The organism is Spongiivirga sp. MCCC 1A20706, from assembly GCF_046524175.1.
In the GTDB taxonomy this organism is placed as follows: Bacteria; Bacteroidota; Bacteroidia; order Flavobacteriales; family Flavobacteriaceae; genus Spongiivirga.
This window is the reverse complement of sequence record NZ_JBEFZF010000002.1, coordinates 775,167-790,119: the sequence shown is the minus strand read 5'-3', so window position 1 is coordinate 790,119 and position 14,953 is coordinate 775,167. Positions and strand designations below refer to the sequence as shown.

12 protein-coding genes are annotated in these 14,953 nt (G+C 36.7%); 1 reads left to right on the top strand and 11 read right to left on the bottom strand.

The annotated features are described in order from the left end of the window. Positions 1–72: 72 nt before the first annotated feature. The 7 genes from ABN763_RS07670 to ABN763_RS07640 all read right to left on the bottom strand — a co-directional run bounded on the left by ABN763_RS07670 (position 73) and on the right by ABN763_RS07640 (position 10,120). Complete coding sequence (locus ABN763_RS07670) at positions 73–2,424, bottom strand: spondin domain-containing protein (protein ID WP_410484860.1); 2,352 nt, start codon at positions 2,422–2,424, stop codon at positions 73–75. Between the two features lie 293 nt (positions 2,425–2,717). After that, positions 2,718–5,330: a DNA mismatch repair protein MutS gene (gene mutS / locus ABN763_RS07665; protein WP_410484859.1), complete on the bottom strand. Its 2,613-nt coding sequence runs from the start codon at positions 5,328–5,330 to the stop codon at positions 2,718–2,720. A 155-nt stretch (positions 5,331–5,485) separates the two neighbouring features. Further along, positions 5,486–6,040, bottom strand: a complete 555-nt coding sequence (gene ruvC / locus ABN763_RS07660) for a crossover junction endodeoxyribonuclease RuvC (protein WP_410484858.1) — start codon at positions 6,038–6,040, stop codon at positions 5,486–5,488. Between the two features lie 77 nt (positions 6,041–6,117). Beyond that, complete coding sequence (locus ABN763_RS07655; protein ID WP_410484857.1) at positions 6,118–6,606, bottom strand: hypothetical protein; 489 nt, start codon at positions 6,604–6,606, stop codon at positions 6,118–6,120. A gap of 27 nt (positions 6,607–6,633) precedes the next feature. Then, a complete protein-coding gene (locus tag ABN763_RS07650) occupies positions 6,634–7,761 on the bottom strand; it encodes a tetratricopeptide repeat protein (protein ID WP_410484856.1) in 1,128 nt (375 codons plus the stop codon). Continuing rightward, positions 7,761–9,755: a TonB family protein gene (locus ABN763_RS07645; RefSeq protein WP_410484855.1), complete on the bottom strand. Its 1,995-nt coding sequence runs from the start codon at positions 9,753–9,755 to the stop codon at positions 7,761–7,763. Before ABN763_RS07645 ends, ABN763_RS07650 begins: the two co-directional genes overlap by 1 nt. Beyond that, positions 9,752–10,120 (bottom strand): BlaI/MecI/CopY family transcriptional regulator, encoded by a 369-nt coding sequence (locus ABN763_RS07640; RefSeq protein WP_410484854.1) that lies wholly within the window; start codon positions 10,118–10,120, stop codon positions 9,752–9,754. Before ABN763_RS07640 ends, ABN763_RS07645 begins: the two co-directional genes overlap by 4 nt. Before the next feature lie 148 nt (positions 10,121–10,268). Here ABN763_RS07640 and ABN763_RS07635 point away from each other — a divergent pair, with 148 nt between their 5' ends. Next, a complete protein-coding gene (locus ABN763_RS07635) occupies positions 10,269–10,787 on the top strand; it encodes a DUF456 domain-containing protein (protein ID WP_410484853.1) in 519 nt (172 codons plus the stop codon). 310 nt (positions 10,788–11,097) lie between these two features. Here the strand turns inward: ABN763_RS07635 and ABN763_RS07630 are convergent, their stop codons facing one another. The 4 genes from ABN763_RS07630 to ABN763_RS07615 form a co-directional block, all read right to left on the bottom strand. Further along, positions 11,098–11,772, bottom strand: a complete 675-nt coding sequence (locus ABN763_RS07630; RefSeq protein WP_410484852.1) for a response regulator — start codon at positions 11,770–11,772, stop codon at positions 11,098–11,100. Next, positions 11,765–13,810, bottom strand: a complete 2,046-nt coding sequence (locus ABN763_RS07625) for a tetratricopeptide repeat protein (protein WP_410484851.1) — start codon at positions 13,808–13,810, stop codon at positions 11,765–11,767. The genes ABN763_RS07630 and ABN763_RS07625 overlap by 8 nt, the downstream gene beginning before the upstream one ends. A 31-nt stretch (positions 13,811–13,841) precedes the next feature. Further along, positions 13,842–13,994: a hypothetical protein gene (locus ABN763_RS07620; protein ID WP_410484850.1), complete on the bottom strand. Its 153-nt coding sequence runs from the start codon at positions 13,992–13,994 to the stop codon at positions 13,842–13,844. Positions 13,995–14,180: 186 nt separating this feature from the next. Further along, the gene (locus ABN763_RS07615) at positions 14,181–14,915 is read right to left on the bottom strand and encodes a LytR/AlgR family response regulator transcription factor (protein WP_410484849.1); all 735 of its coding nucleotides are present in this window, start codon (positions 14,913–14,915) and stop codon (positions 14,181–14,183) included. Positions 14,916–14,953 lie beyond the last annotated feature (38 nt).

The window sequence follows — 14,953 nt, the reverse complement described above, 5'->3', positions numbered from 1 at the left end:
AACAAACCGGCAGCTATATAGCTACCGGTTCATTCATGAAAAACCGATCTTTAAAGATCTATCCGCAACAAATTACTGGGGATTAATTTCGATTTTAATTACGTTGTAACCACCTCTAGGATCTTCAACATAAACAACACCTGGAGGGTTGTTGTATTGCCCTTTACCAAACTGCACATCATTAAGACCAGCGACTCTTCTTACTAGATTATTAGGATCAATAGCTCCTGCATTAGGTCCGGTTTGTCTCGGTGCTTGATCAGCTCCAAAACCTGTTGGCTGATCAATCTCAGTTCCTGAGTCATACAGATACGATTTCTCACTAGCTCCAAATCCGGATACTGGAGTACCATTTTCATCAAATAATGGATAACCTGCATTGTTATAAGCGATGAACCAATCGTTAGTATCCACAAACATAGTGGCAAAACCGAAACGGTATCCTTGGTTTTGTGGTACTTCTATAGTAAATGTTAAACTTTGACCAGGGCCAACCGGCATTGTTTCATTACTTTTTGCAACTGGAAATCCTTTACCTCCTAAATACTCATAACCGATTGCGTTATTACCATCTTCAGCAAGTTCTTCTAAACCGTTACCAGTAGGATTCACTTGACCTTGCAATACAAAAGGATCACTTTCGCCGTTAAATGCATATACTAACCCTGGAGAGAAAACAGTTCTTGTTGAAGCCAAACGCAAGGGAGAACCGTTCGTGCCTACCTCTGTAAAGTAGTTGTATAAAGGCATTGGGTTCCCATCTTCAGCAATTGCCTCAAGACCATATCCTCTATCTGGTTGCCCTATAGTGAACAATGGTTCATTATTAGCATGTAACACCACAATACCCGGAGTCACTACAAAGTTAGCGGTGTTAATAGCTGTAATAGTCAAAGTAAATGTTCCTGCTGATTGTCCGTCGCCAGCCGCATAATCAAGAATTGCTGTTAAGTAATCACTACCTCTCATTCCATTTCTATCAACCAATCTTACCAAGTTATTTGGATCTTCCGGACCAACATTAGCCCCGGCAGGAGGGAATGTAGAAGGGTCATTATCAGCTTCAGTACCTAGATCATAAAGCACCAACTTATTCGCGATGTCAACACCGTTCAAAGCAGCACCATTTTCCCATAAGTCTATACCAGCTAAATCATCTGGTGCTAAAAACCAGTCATTACTATTACCCATCATGGTAACAGGAGTAAATTTAGTGCCAGGTACTGCCTGAAAACTAATCTGATATGAATCATTATCCATATTTAACGGACCTGGAGTTGGAGTCTCACCAGTGCGATTTCTCATATTAAATGCATGTACATTAAACACCTCAGCCGCATTGGTTATGGTAATGCTAAAGGTTGTTGTAGGAGTTTCCACATCATTCGCTGAACCAAACGAGGGCTTTGTTTCTTCTGCCCAATCAGATGCAGCATCACCTTCTCCATCATACTCAATACTACTGGTTACATTTACAACAGGTACAAAGTCTCCAGAAGTCCAAATACCAGCCTCCACGGCTATATTTTCACGAGCACTTCCTGAAGCTCCCCATTGCACGAAGTCCATTATAGATTCAGCATTTGTAAACTGATTGTTAGAATATAAACCAAGTCCGCCTTGATCATCTCCTAATTCATCATAATTTACCACTAAGAATTCTCCAGCAGCTAGATTTATATCACCGCTTTCTATGGTAGCATTACCAAGTTGTACATATTGGCCTGGTCCCAGGCATAGCCAGTAAGAACTTAAATCAGCAGCGACATCACCATTATTGTAAATTTCAATAAGGTTACGGTTACCAAACTGCACCTCGTTAAGTACGATTGATCTTCTCATTTCCATAGGTACTGTTAATACGTTCTCAGCCCCTAAGGTAACCGTGGTAGTTTCTGCCCAGTTAGAAGCGCCGTTCCCTTCACCATCAAAAACAATACTGTAGTTTTCATTGCCCATTACCGGCACAAACTCTCCAGCGGTCCATAAGTTAGCGTCAACAGCAACATTTTCACGAGCAGCTCCCGAAGCACCCCATTGTACGAAATCGACCATGGCATCAGCATTGGTAAATGCATTTGTCGAATACAAACCAAGTCCGCCTTCAGCCTCTGGCATTTCATACGAGATATTTAAATATTCTCCAACACCAAGATTTACATTTCCTGTGGTAGTTAGGTCTCCGATTTGAGCGTATTGATTAGGTCCTAAACACAACCAATAATCACTTAGATCAACAGCAATTTCTCCATTATTAAAAATTTCAACGTTATCCCCTAGATATTGAACTTCATTAAGAACAACAGAAGCTTGCCCTTGAGGTGGGTCAACTGGATCCGGTCCGTTATCGATAACCGTGTCATCATCTGAACACGATGCGATTAATAGCGATAAAGCAATGGCTTTAAATAGATTTTTTTTCATTTTAATGTATCTTTTATTTTGTTTTAAAATTTCAATGACACAAATGAACTAAGCATCCTCGCGCTTACATAAAAAATAAGTGTGAACAGGAATATTGAGACTTAAAATGGAAAAATCAATAGGTCGTCAACTCGCAAATAATGGGGTTTTCATCAAATTTGGCATAAAGGCAACTAAAAAACAATCTTCAAATAAATAGTAGTGTAATGGGTGTTCTGCTAATGATATGCACTCTAATTATTGACGTGGTTGGGGTGCGCTTTGATTAAAAACAGCGTTTAATAAATAAAGAATTAAGCCTTTTTCTTTTTTACCAACATTCTTTTAATCTCATTTAATTTCATCAATGCTTCTACCGGAGTAAGTGTATCGATATCGGTAGTCAATATCTCGTCTTTTATTTCTTCTAGCAGCGGATCATCTAATTGGAAAAAGCTTAGTTGCATTTCATTATCAGAAAGCTTCTTCACCTTATCGGTTAATTCTTCAGAGGAATGTGATTTTTCTAATTTTTTGAGAATCTTGTTCGCACGGTTTAGCACTTGTTGTGGCATTCCTGCCATTTTAGCTACATGAATACCAAAGCTGTGTTCGCTACCACCGGCAACGAGTTTTCGTAAAAACAGTACATTATCTTTTAACTCTTTAACCGATACGTTATAGTTCTTTATCCGACCGAACGAATCTTTCATCTCATTAAGTTCATGATAATGTGTGGCAAACAAGGTCTTTGCTTTGGCAGGATGCTCATGCAAATATTCGCTTATTGCCCAAGCGATCGAAATACCATCATAGGTGCTGGTACCTCTCCCTATTTCATCTAATAACACAAGGCTGCGTTCAGAAATATTATTTAAAATGCTCGCAGTTTCGTTCATTTCAACCATGAAGGTCGATTCGCCCATCGAAATATTATCGCTAGCACCTACTCGCGTAAAAATCTTATCTACCAATCCCATTTTAACACTATCAGCAGGAACAAAACTTCCGATTTGAGCAAGCAGAACGATCAACGCTGTTTGTCTTAAAATCGCAGATTTACCCGACATATTAGGCCCGGTAATCATAATGATTTGTTGCGTTTCCCTATCTAGAAAAACATCATTTGCGATATAAGCCTCACCAGGCGGAAGCTGTTTTTCAATAACAGGATGACGACCATTTTTAATGTCTAACTCAAACGACTCATCAATAGTAGGATATATATAATTACTTTCTACCGCCAGTTGTGCAAAACCACACAAACAATCTAGTTGACCGATCAAAGCGGCATTTTGTTGTACCGGCTGAATAAACTCGTGCATCCAGTTAACAAGCTCGTTAAAATACTGTTGTTCAAGAACCAGTATTTTCTCTTCTGCGCCTAGAATCTTTGCTTCATATTCTTTTAACTCTTCGGTAATATAACGTTCAGCATTCACCAAAGTTTGCTTCCTGATCCACCCTTCGGGTACTTTGTCTTTATGTGTATTCCGGACTTCAATATAGTATCCAAAAACGTTATTCGATGCAATTTTGAGTGATGGTATCCCTGTGGCTTCGCTCTCACGAGCTAGCATTTTATCCAAATAATCTTTTCCTGAGAATGCCAATCCGCGAAGCTCGTCAAGTTCATTTGAAAAACCGTCGGCGATCGTACTTCCTTTTAAAATACTAACTGGTGCATCTTCACTTAAAGTTTCTTTGATTTTTGATCGAAGTGAATCGCAGGCTTGAATTTTTTCTCCAATAATCTTTAATGATTGATTTTCTGCATTAGCAGCTAATTGCTTGATTGGAACAATCGCTTCTAAACTGTTTTTAAGTTGAATTACTTCTCGGGGACTCACTTTAGTCGTTGCCACCTTCGAAATAAGTCTTTCGATATCACCAATTTGTTTTATTTGATGCTGAAACTTTAACAATAACGCGTTTTCATTCTTTAAATATTGAACGACTTCATGACGTGATCGTATTTTTTGAGCATTCTTTAATGGTAACGCAAGCCAACGTTTTAATAGACGCCCTCCCATTGCAGAGATGGTTTTATCGATTACACTTAACAATGTAACAGCATTGGTCGCATTGGGATTATACAACTCCAAGTTACGAATAGTGAAACGGTCCATCCATACATATTCATCTTCAGCAATTCGGCTAATGGAAGTAATATGTTGCAGTTTATTATGTTGGGTTTCTGACAGATAATGCAAGGCAGCACCAGAAGCTATAATCCCTTCTAATATGTGATCAATACCAAAGCCCTTAAGCGTTTTTGTATTGAAATGGGTATTTAAAGTTTCGTTTGCATAGTCCGTTTGATATACCCAGTCTTCCAGAAAAAAAGTATGATGGTCCTTCCCAAAAACTTCATTAAAATCCAGTTTTTGTTTTTTAGAAACAAGCACTTCACTCGGCGTAAAATTCTGCAATAGCTTATCGATATATTCTGCTTGTCCCTGAGCTGTTAAAAACTCTCCTGTGGAAACATCCAGAAATGCAATTCCGATCTGTTTTTTACCAAAATGAACTGCACATAAAAAGTTGTTGTTCTTGGCCTGCAGCACCTCATCATTTAATGCTACACCAGGAGTTACTAATTCAGTAACACCGCGTTTTACAATCTTCTTTGTTTGTTTCGGATCTTCTAGCTGGTCACAAATGGCTACACGTTGACCAGCCTTCACCAACTTTGGCAAATACGTATTTAAAGAGTGATGCGGAAACCCGGCTAATTCCGTACGTTCGCCTCCGTTATTTCGGTTGGTAAGAACAATACCCAAGATGTTGGCAGCCTTCACAGCATCCTCACCAAAAGTCTCATAAAAATCTCCCACCCGAAACAACAACATTGCATCAGGATATTTCGCCTTGATGGTGTTGTATTGCTGCATTAAAGGAGTTACCTTCTTACTTTTAGTTGCCAATTACCTTAGTTTTTGATGTAAAACGAATGTACTATTTATTTCATGTTTTTTAAAAGGAAGTTATGCAGAGTTTTCACCATTAAATGTACTCGTTATATTAAGTACGTAGCATAAGATTGACTGTAGATTGCTAGTTGAAACTTGAGGCTGCAAACCTACTTTTTCACTCTCTTTTCATTTTGTTTTACAAACGCTTCCCAACCGGTATAGGTTTTTCCTACATTAACCCTTCCACTATTATAAAAATGGCATACGGCTGCGGCAAGACCATCAGTTGCATCTAAGTTTTTAGGCAGTGTTTTAATCCCTAACATACTTTGAAGCATTTTAGCTACCTGTTCTTTGCTGGCATTACCATTACCGGTAATTGCCATTTTAATTTTTTTAGGAAGGTATTCTGTAATAGGAATTTCTCTTGAAAGTCCGGCTGCCATTGCCACTCCCTGCGCACGTCCTAACTTTAACATGGACTGTACGTTCTTACCAAAAAAAGGTGCTTCAATGGCTATTTCATCAGGATTGTAAGTGTCGATCAGCTCAATGGTGCGTTCAAAAATGAGTTTTAGTTTTAAATAATGATCGCTGTATTTTGAAAGATGAAGCTCATTTAGCTGAATGAAATGCATTTTTTTATTGACCACTCTAATAAGTCCGAAGCCCATAATCGTTGTCCCAGGGTCAATACCTAAAATGATGCGTTCTTTATCCAACAGATTTTATTTTAAACAAAACTAAGTAAATAAGATTTTAGATATCCCAATAGTGAAGAATGAATTTAAAACAACACTTATTCAATTTTTATATGTACCGGAAGTACATATTTAGTGCTTACCGGAATACCCCGTTTGTGTGCAGGCAGCGCTTTGGGTAAATCATTAACGGCATTTAAAACAAGACTATCCAATTGCGGTAATTGAGATAACACCAAAGCTGATTGATCCACTTTTTCTAATGTAACCTTACCCTGAGAATCGATAATTAAATCAATAAAAACAGTATCGTTAATTGCTTTTGAAACTTCGAATGCAGCCGAGCTTAACTTTTTGTGCATATTTTGGGTAAGCACATTTTCAAAGCACGTTTTTGCAGCAATTCCGGTTAAGTCTGCGCATTTTGGAAAAGAGGGCAACTCATCAACTGTGTTCCAGTTAATTTCTTGTAACTCTTGTTCGACTGCTTCATTAGTAGCTTTGTCTTTACCTTTAATTAAGTCACAAGAAAAAGTAAAGCTGACAAAAAATAGTAGTATTAAACCGTACCGAATACCTATTTGCATAAACGAAATGTACGATTTTTATGGCTTTTAGCCTTTACCCATATGAATTTGTCCCTTTAGATCGGTAATTTTACTCTTTACCCATTCACCTATCCTTTCTGGAGCTTCAGGATATCGTTTCTTAAATTTTAAAAAGAAATTCAGCTTAACCGATGGATCCTTGAATCGATTTTCGATGATCCTTACCGAAGAGAAATCCGAAAACATATTATAAGGTTTTTCCCTAAAAGCCTTATCCATAAACTGAGTCGCCTTTACTTCATCACCCAAATCAATATGAATCAGGGCTAATGTTAAATAATCGGATTTTATTGACGGATTTTTAATGTTCAATGCTGTTTCGAAATACGGGATAGCCTCCTCATATTTTTGCATTTTGCGGTAAATAGTACCAACATAGGTATGGTAACCTGCTTCTTTAGGATTATCATCAATTAATTCTAAAAACAGTTCCAGGGATTTTTCTAAAAGGTCATTTTTAAAATAGGTAATCGCTAGACGCTTACGAATGGTTTCTGATCTTTGACCCAATGTCATTAACTTTTCTAACATGGGTTGCACCTGTTCGTGCCAACCACGATTGAACAAATATTGCGATTGTAAATTGATTAAATCAACATTATTAGGATCTTCTTTTAGGCCAATATTACTATAGTGAAACAAAGAATCTCTGTCTTCATTTACTAAAAAATGTCGACTAATACGATAAATACTTTTTAAATGTGTTGCGTCTAACTGATAACTTCGTTTAAAGTGGATAATACTCAACGAATCTTCTTTGGTTAACAATCCTAAGTAATAGGAATAATTCGGATTCAATGAATCGTTATCCATTAAATTTTCGAAAATAGGACGTGCCTCTTGATTCCTTCTTTTTTTGACGAACAATTTAGCCAGTTCGTATTTAGCGATAACCAAATTACTGTCTTTTTCTATTGCTTGTTGATACGCGTCGATTGATTTGTCGTGATTACCAATGGCGTTATATGATCGAGCAATTTTAAATGCAGCTTTAGCCGAATTAACTTTTTCATAAGACGATATAGCCTTACGATAGTTGCCTAATTGATATAAGCTATCGCCTATTTGTATAAATGATTGCTGCGCTTTTGTCCCCATTGAAAGTAAAAGCAACCATAAAAAAGTATATCGCATTAATGTAATTTATATGTTATCGGAATTGAAAATGACACCGGAACTGACTTCCCTTTATGTCTGCCCGGGCCAAATTGCGGCAATTTATGTATGATTTTTTTGACCGCTTCCTCTAATCGCTCATCCGGTCCTCTCAACCTCAAGTTTTCTATCTCTCCTTTTGTGCTTATGTAAAAATTGACATACACTTTTCCTTCAACAGCTTCTTGCTGCAATTTTTCTGAATATTCAAAATATTTCATAATGTGTTCTTGCATCTTTTGGCTAAAACACGCTTTTTGGTCATCGGCGTTTTCGCATCCCGGAAATAATGGTGACTCTTCAATTACCGCAAAAGGAATCACCTTTTCTTGAAGCAAGCCGATAGCTTCTTTAACGTTCATCCGTTCTAAATTGGCTAGCTGATTATTGGATAAGGAGGTTTTATCAGTAGAAGACGTTGAGCCATCGTTCAATTTAAATGTTACCGGTATCGAAAATAGCACATTAATAGATTGTCCTTGATGCTTTCCTGGTATCATTTTTGGCAATATATTAATCATACGTGACACTTCAAGTTCTAATAATTTATCTGGACCTCGCATTCTTAAATTTCGGATGACACCGTCGGTACCAATAACAAAATTGGTATACACCCGACCTTGAATATTGGCCGCTTGGGCTTCTGCTGGGTATCTAAAATTTTTACGTATGTGCTCTTGTATTTTTTCCTGAAAACAAGCCCGTTTATCAGCTGCATTTTCACAACCAGGAAATATGGGAACCTCATCGACAACCGCAAAAGGAGTCATTTTATTTATAGGTCGAGTAAGCTGTCTATTCAAAATTCCACTTGGCGAATTTGCTTCCTCTAAATACTTCGAATAAGGTTTATATCTAATAGCCTTCCGTTCTTTTTTCCCATTATTGTCTTTCAGGTTTTCAATTACGCTATTAGAAATAATATCTTTAGTGATTTCTCTCTTGTAATGTTCTTCTTTTGTAAGAATAGCACGCAAATCTTTATCTAAAGGATCCACTTTAAAAGGAACTCTTCTATATTCTAACACCTTCTCCAAATCATCTTTATAAGGCAAAATCTCAGCTTCCAATCTAGCTATAAGTTCATCGTCACCGTTAAGAGCAATAACGCTATTTCCATCATCTAACTTCTCACACGAATTATAAATCAACATTCCCCCAACCAAAGGGAGTAAAAACAAATACTTTAACTTAAAAATCGTCCTGGATTGTTCGCGACTAATCATTTTAAGTCGCTTTGTAAGCAAAGAAGGTTTTAAAAATTGATTGACAAATGAAATATGTTGCGTTTGGAAAGCCTGAGATAACAACTCATTTACATAAGCCTTTTTATTCGCTTTAACAGCATGTGCATCGGCAATGAATTCATGTAGCGCCGCCATGCGATTTTGATAAACATATACTAGTGGGTTGAACCAAAAAACAACTCGAAGTATTTCAAAATACAACAGATCGATACTGTGCTTTTGCTTTACATGTACCAATTCGTGCTCAATAATCTGACTAGCTTCAGTAGTCGTAATGGCATCACCTAAAAAAATGAATCTAAAAAATGAAAAGGCCTGTTTACTCTTTGTCAACAGTACCTTGGTGTAGTTTTCAAGTCGGGTTGTTTTTCCTCTTCTAACCAACTTATGAATCTTAAACAGCTTCAATAGTAAAATAACAAAGCTCAACAACATACCTAGATAAACAATATGCATCCACTGAAATTGGTAGTTAAATCCTTGCGCATCATTTGTAAGAATCACTTCGTTTAAGGGCTCGAATACCGGAAAAACGTAGGTATACTGCTCGGGTATCGCAGTTGATATGGCACTAAATTCTATCACAGGAATTACAAGCGATATCAAGGATGTACCTACCAGATATACACGGTTCCAATTAAAAAAAGTCTCTTTTTTTAAAAACAGATCATACACCACTAAAAACAAGAGTTGGAAGGCGAGTACTTCAATTATATACTGTATCATGGCTTCTTATTTTGATCGTTTAACTCCTTCAAAATATGCTCTAACTCTTTTACGCTGATGTCATTTTTCTTGACAAAAAAAGACACCATACTTTTAAAAGAACCTTGAAAATAACCATCCATTAGTTTGTTGATTGATTGATTGCTGTACTCTTCTTTAGATATTAAAGGGAAATAAATATGTCCCTTACCCACCTTTTTATGGCTGACAACTTCTTTACCTTCTAATATTCGTACAATGGTCGAAATGGTATTATATGCAGGTCTAGGTTTTGGAAATTGCTCAACGATGGATGCAACATTGGCTTCATTTAACTGCCAAAGTATTTGCATAATCTCCTCTTCTGCTTTGGTAAGTGTTTTCATAAATATGCTTTGTAAAGGCCCTTAATAATCGACCATTTGAATAATCAATTCACGAATATAACTAAAAAATTAGTTTAAACTAATTTTTTAGTTATAAAATTTGTAACACTTTTGTAGCTTGCTCGTCAAATAGGCAGAAATACATACTATGGATTTACTTTTAGTCATTTTCGGACTATTATTCATCATATTGGGGTTAATTGGTAGTTTTTTACCTGTATTACCGGGGCCTCCTTTGAGTTGGGTAGGATTATTGCTGCTCCATTTAACATCGGCCGTACCTAATGACCCATGGTTTTTAGGTGTTACTTTTGTAATTGCCATTGGGGTTTTTGTGTTAGATTACGTGATTCCTATTGCCGGCACTAGGCGATTTGGTGGTAGTAAAGCAGGCATGATCGGTACGTCATTAGGACTGATCGTGGCCATTATTTTCCCTATTCTAGGTTTTTTCGGCATTATAGTTTGGCCCTTTGTCGGTGCATTAGTTGGCGAATTAATTAATAAGGCTGATGAGAAAACCGCTATGAAAGCGGCTTTTGGTTCGTTTATTGGCTTCTTAACAGGAACTTTTCTAAAATTTATTGTAGCCGCCATTTATACCGGCTTCTTTATCTACATTTTATTCAGCAATGCCAGCGAACTATTTTCTTTTGATTGGTTTTAACGCATAAAAAAACGCATCTCAGTAAACAACAATAAATGAGATGCGTTTTGCGGGCTATAAAAACGTTTCAGGTTAATAAAGCTAACCCCGGTTGTTTGTGAGTATCCTTATAATTATCCCCTAACTATAAAATATGCGGAATGCATCAAGTAATGAAAACATTTGTACACGACAACCGGGATGATCAAATAGCTTAATAGTATTAACCATTACTAAAAGTAAAATTAAATAATACAATCGAAGAAGTATTGCGCACTTTGCGCAATTATGTTGCGCAAAGTGCGCAATTTTGATGTTTTTTTAAGGTTTTTTATAAAAAGCCTAGGCTTTTTGCCTTTTCAATCAGCTCAGCATCAGATGCATCAGGGATATCGAATTGCTGCTTTAGTTGTCCTTTTCTATACACTACCGCTCTTCTTGATAGCCCAACCATATCTGTGATATCGGAAGTAGGAATACCTTTAGCTAGATATTCTAATATTTTCTGGTTTTTAATGTCAAGATCAAAATCATATTGAATGCGCCTCCGTAGATGTTTCATTACACTGGCACTATAATAAGGTTCGTTTTTAAGTACACTATGAAAGGCATCAACAAATACTTTTGCCCCTACATCTGTCTTTATAAGCAACCCATCTGGATCAACATTTTTTAAAATATGCCCTATACGTTGATCTTCTCCATGCATGGTCAAAATAACTACTTTGCTAGTAGGTATCTTTTTCTTTGCAAATTTGGCAATATCTTCCCCCGATAAAAAAGCACCGTCGGCGCTCGCCGGTAAATTAACATCAACAAACAAAACATTAAACGGCTGTGGTGAGGTCACCGAATCTGATATTTTTTGAATTGCCTGATCGCAGTCATTAGCAGATTCAATGATCAAACGATACCCGTCATCCGGTCTATTCATTAATGAATTTTTGTATCCCTCAATGATCATGGGATGATCATCTACAATCAAGATTTTTATATCGTTATTCATTTACAGTGTTTGGCACTTTTGTTTTTAGTCCTTTTAAGGTAATTGTTGTTCCTATATCCTTCTTACTGGTGATTTCAATATCAGCATTAATGTCTTGAGCTCGGGATCTCATATTTTTTAAGCCGATACCTTTTGCATTATCGTCTATATTAAACCCGGCGCCATCATCCGTAATGCTTATTGATATCTGATTCTCCTGCTGCTCAAATTTGATGCTAACCACACTCGCATTTGCATATTTATTTACATTCTGTAGCGCTTCCTGAATAATTCGGTAAATATGCATTTTATGCTCATTAGAAATGCCATCCCAGTCGATACTAGGATCGCTATTCAATTCGTATTCCCAGCTAGCCGCATCAGATTGGCGGATTAACAAATCGTCCACCACATTTACAAAATCATGCTTACCTTGAAAAAGGTCATTTCCTAAATCGTGAGAGATTTGTCTAATTTCTTTTTCTATCCCTTGCAATTCATTTACATATAACTCCTTAGTACTATTTTGCCCATTTAAGTTCATCGACTCTAAGCTTAACCGCACACCAAACAATCTACTTAAAACCCCATCGTGAAGCTCTTTAGAGAACCGTTTACGCTCGATACTGCGGCCTTCATTGAGTTTGGTTTGTTGGTTGAGCATGAGTTGATAAATTTCTTCATTGGCTTTTTGCTGTTTTTGTTCAATGATCAACTTTTCTCTGACATTTCGTTGCCATCGTACAATTAGTAACAGAATGATAATTGGGGTGAGTGAAATAAGCACAATAATGATCCATTTATCCCTTTCGGCTATTTTTTCATTTTGCTGTTGCAACTGTGTTGCTTTTGTTTCTAATTCATCAGATTCATAGCGAATGCGAGCAAACTGATCTCTTGAACGGCGTTCTTCCCCTTGTAGGCTATCTGTAAGTCGAATATACATATTCGCATAACTCAAAGCCTCATCTCCAGTGGTAAGATTCTGTAATTGCCTCAGTGCTTTTGGCACTTTTTCCAGATAAACATTTTCTTGTCCTATCTCATAAGCACTCAGCGCGTGCTTTTTAGCATTTAACAAATCACCAACATGATTGTAGTATTCAGAAAGATTTAGGTTAGCCGAAATAGCAAGATTTAGATTATTTAGGCTATCCGCAATTCTTAACGCCTCAAAATAAGGTTGAGGTAAGTGGTTAAGTTCTCCTTGTAAAAAACGCACATGAGCATAATTGTCTATCAGTATGCCATAGGTTAAAGGCCTTTTTTGTTTTAAGTTTTTTAGAGCTAACCCTTTTTCGTAATAACTTTTTGCTTTCTCATAATCTCCTTTGTTTTCATAATCCCAACCTAAATTATTAAACGGGGTAGCCTTTTCCAATTCATTTTCTAAACCTGTATTAAGCCTTAAATACTCTTCATGATATACAATTGCCTGATCAAAATCCCCAATCGAATGCCTTATATTCGCCAACCCATTAATACAGGTAGTGATAAATTCCGAATCTTTTGCTCTTTTAAACGCATCTAAAGCATTAACATACGAAGCTTCCGCCCCTAATAGGTCTCCTTTTCTTCGCTGTTGGTAACCCATACCAAGGGATGCTCTACCCACTCGATAGTCATTTTTTAATTGAGAATACAATTTATTTGCGTTGTAATAGTAATAGTAGGCACTGTCATACTCTAAAAAACGACCTTTTATGAGGCCTTTATTATAGTATGCTTTTGCAATAGCACTAGTGTCGTCTATTCGTATTGCATTTTCAAGAAAAACCTCGGTGGCTTTGGCATATTGATTCCACTCATCAATCATATAATAACAAGAGGCAACTTCTATAGCCAATTGATTATAAAGCGTATCTTTAGGAAGTGTTTTGATTATATTTTTAGCACTATCTGCTAATAGTAATTTAGTATGTTTCGGAATATTAGCATACTGCGAACTATCAATAAGCTTTTTAAGATGTTCAACCCTATTTTTGGGCAATATTTCCTGATTCTCCTGCCTACATGAGAAGAACAAGAATAAAAAAAAGACGAATGCAATACGATACATTCGTCTAAGTTATGAATATTAAGGGATATATTTAATCCTTCTTAGGACCTGGCTCTTCTCCTTCTGTCGCCTCAACATCTGCGTTTTCATAAAGATCAACATCTTGATCAGCGCTTTCTGGGGTACATGAATAAGCAAATAGGGTCAATAATACAATTGCAGTTAGTCTTTTAATTAGTTTCATCGTAAAAAGTTTTAAGTGTTTATACAGATTATTTTTGCAAACAGCGCTTTTTTAGTGCGCTTTAATAATCTCAAAACTAACTTGTTGCCTTCTCCTAAACTGTTAAAAAATTAAGTGTATAGTAATCGACCCGGAGTTGGTAGTCATTGCACTTATTTTACGGGTAACTGGGTCAATTTAGACTAACTACACATAAAGCATGTTTCCCGTATCGAGGCGTTGTTTTAAATGCTTTACATTCTCTCGATACGACTTGGAAAATGGAATTAGGTTACTTGTGTTTTCTATGGTGCAGGTTGATTTACCAAAATTAATGCGGCTAACGCATTTTGAATTAATGATATAACTATGGTGAATCCTAGTAAAATGAGCAGGTAGCGCTTGCTCGAAAGTTTTTAGTGTTTTAAACGCCGTTATTTTTTCCCCACCATTTAAAAAGAGATCGGTAGTATTGTTATCGGCCTTTAAATAAATGAGGTCATCGACATTGACAAATTTGTGATCACCGTGCGATTTTATGCAAAGAATTTGCGGTTTCTCTGTTCGTTTTTTTTCGTACCTCATTAAAACTTTACGCAATTGAAAGCTGTCTATTGGTTTTAGCACATAGTCTAAGACATCATTTCTTATAGCGTCAATTGCGTAAGTTTGTGTAGCTGTAACCACAATAAAGGTAGGGGGGTTATTGGTATACTTGGCCAGTTCCGTTATAATCGAGAACAAGCTCATGTTAAAGTGATTCCCAGGTATTTCTACATCCAGAAAAACAATATCTGGAGTAGTTTTTAAAATGAGATCTAGACCGCTGTTTTCACAACCAGCTACTCCTAAACACTCATAATCAGGAAACACGGTTAGTGCTCCTTTTAATCGCTTTACATCTTCTTCAAAAGCATCGATTATTACATATGAATAGGCCATCAAATCTCTTTTATACGGGACAAAAAAAGTTTCTTACT

What these genes read in the sequence shown, in the direction of transcription:
- ABN763_RS07620 (WP_410484850.1), bottom strand. Translation starts at nt 13,994, where the DNA reads ATGAAACTAATTAAAAGACTAACTGCAATTGTATTATTGACCCTATTT.
- ABN763_RS07645 (WP_410484855.1), bottom strand. Translation starts at nt 9,755, where the DNA reads ATGATACAGTATATAATTGAAGTACTCGCCTTCCAACTCTTGTTTTTA.
- ABN763_RS07625 (WP_410484851.1), bottom strand. Translation starts at nt 13,810, where the DNA reads ATGTATCGTATTGCATTCGTCTTTTTTTTATTCTTGTTCTTCTCATGT.
- ABN763_RS07630 (WP_410484852.1), bottom strand. Translation starts at nt 11,772, where the DNA reads ATGAATAACGATATAAAAATCTTGATTGTAGATGATCATCCCATGATC.
- ABN763_RS07650 (WP_410484856.1), bottom strand. Translation starts at nt 7,761, where the DNA reads ATGCGATATACTTTTTTATGGTTGCTTTTACTTTCAATGGGGACAAAA.
- ABN763_RS07670 (WP_410484860.1), bottom strand. Translation starts at nt 2,424, where the DNA reads ATGAAAAAAAATCTATTTAAAGCCATTGCTTTATCGCTATTAATCGCA.
- ABN763_RS07635 (WP_410484853.1), top strand. Translation starts at nt 10,269, where the DNA reads ATGGATTTACTTTTAGTCATTTTCGGACTATTATTCATCATATTGGGG.
- ABN763_RS07655 (WP_410484857.1), bottom strand. Translation starts at nt 6,606, where the DNA reads ATGCAAATAGGTATTCGGTACGGTTTAATACTACTATTTTTTGTCAGC.
- ABN763_RS07640 (WP_410484854.1), bottom strand. Translation starts at nt 10,120, where the DNA reads ATGAAAACACTTACCAAAGCAGAAGAGGAGATTATGCAAATACTTTGG.
- ABN763_RS07615 (WP_410484849.1), bottom strand. Translation starts at nt 14,915, where the DNA reads ATGGCCTATTCATATGTAATAATCGATGCTTTTGAAGAAGATGTAAAG.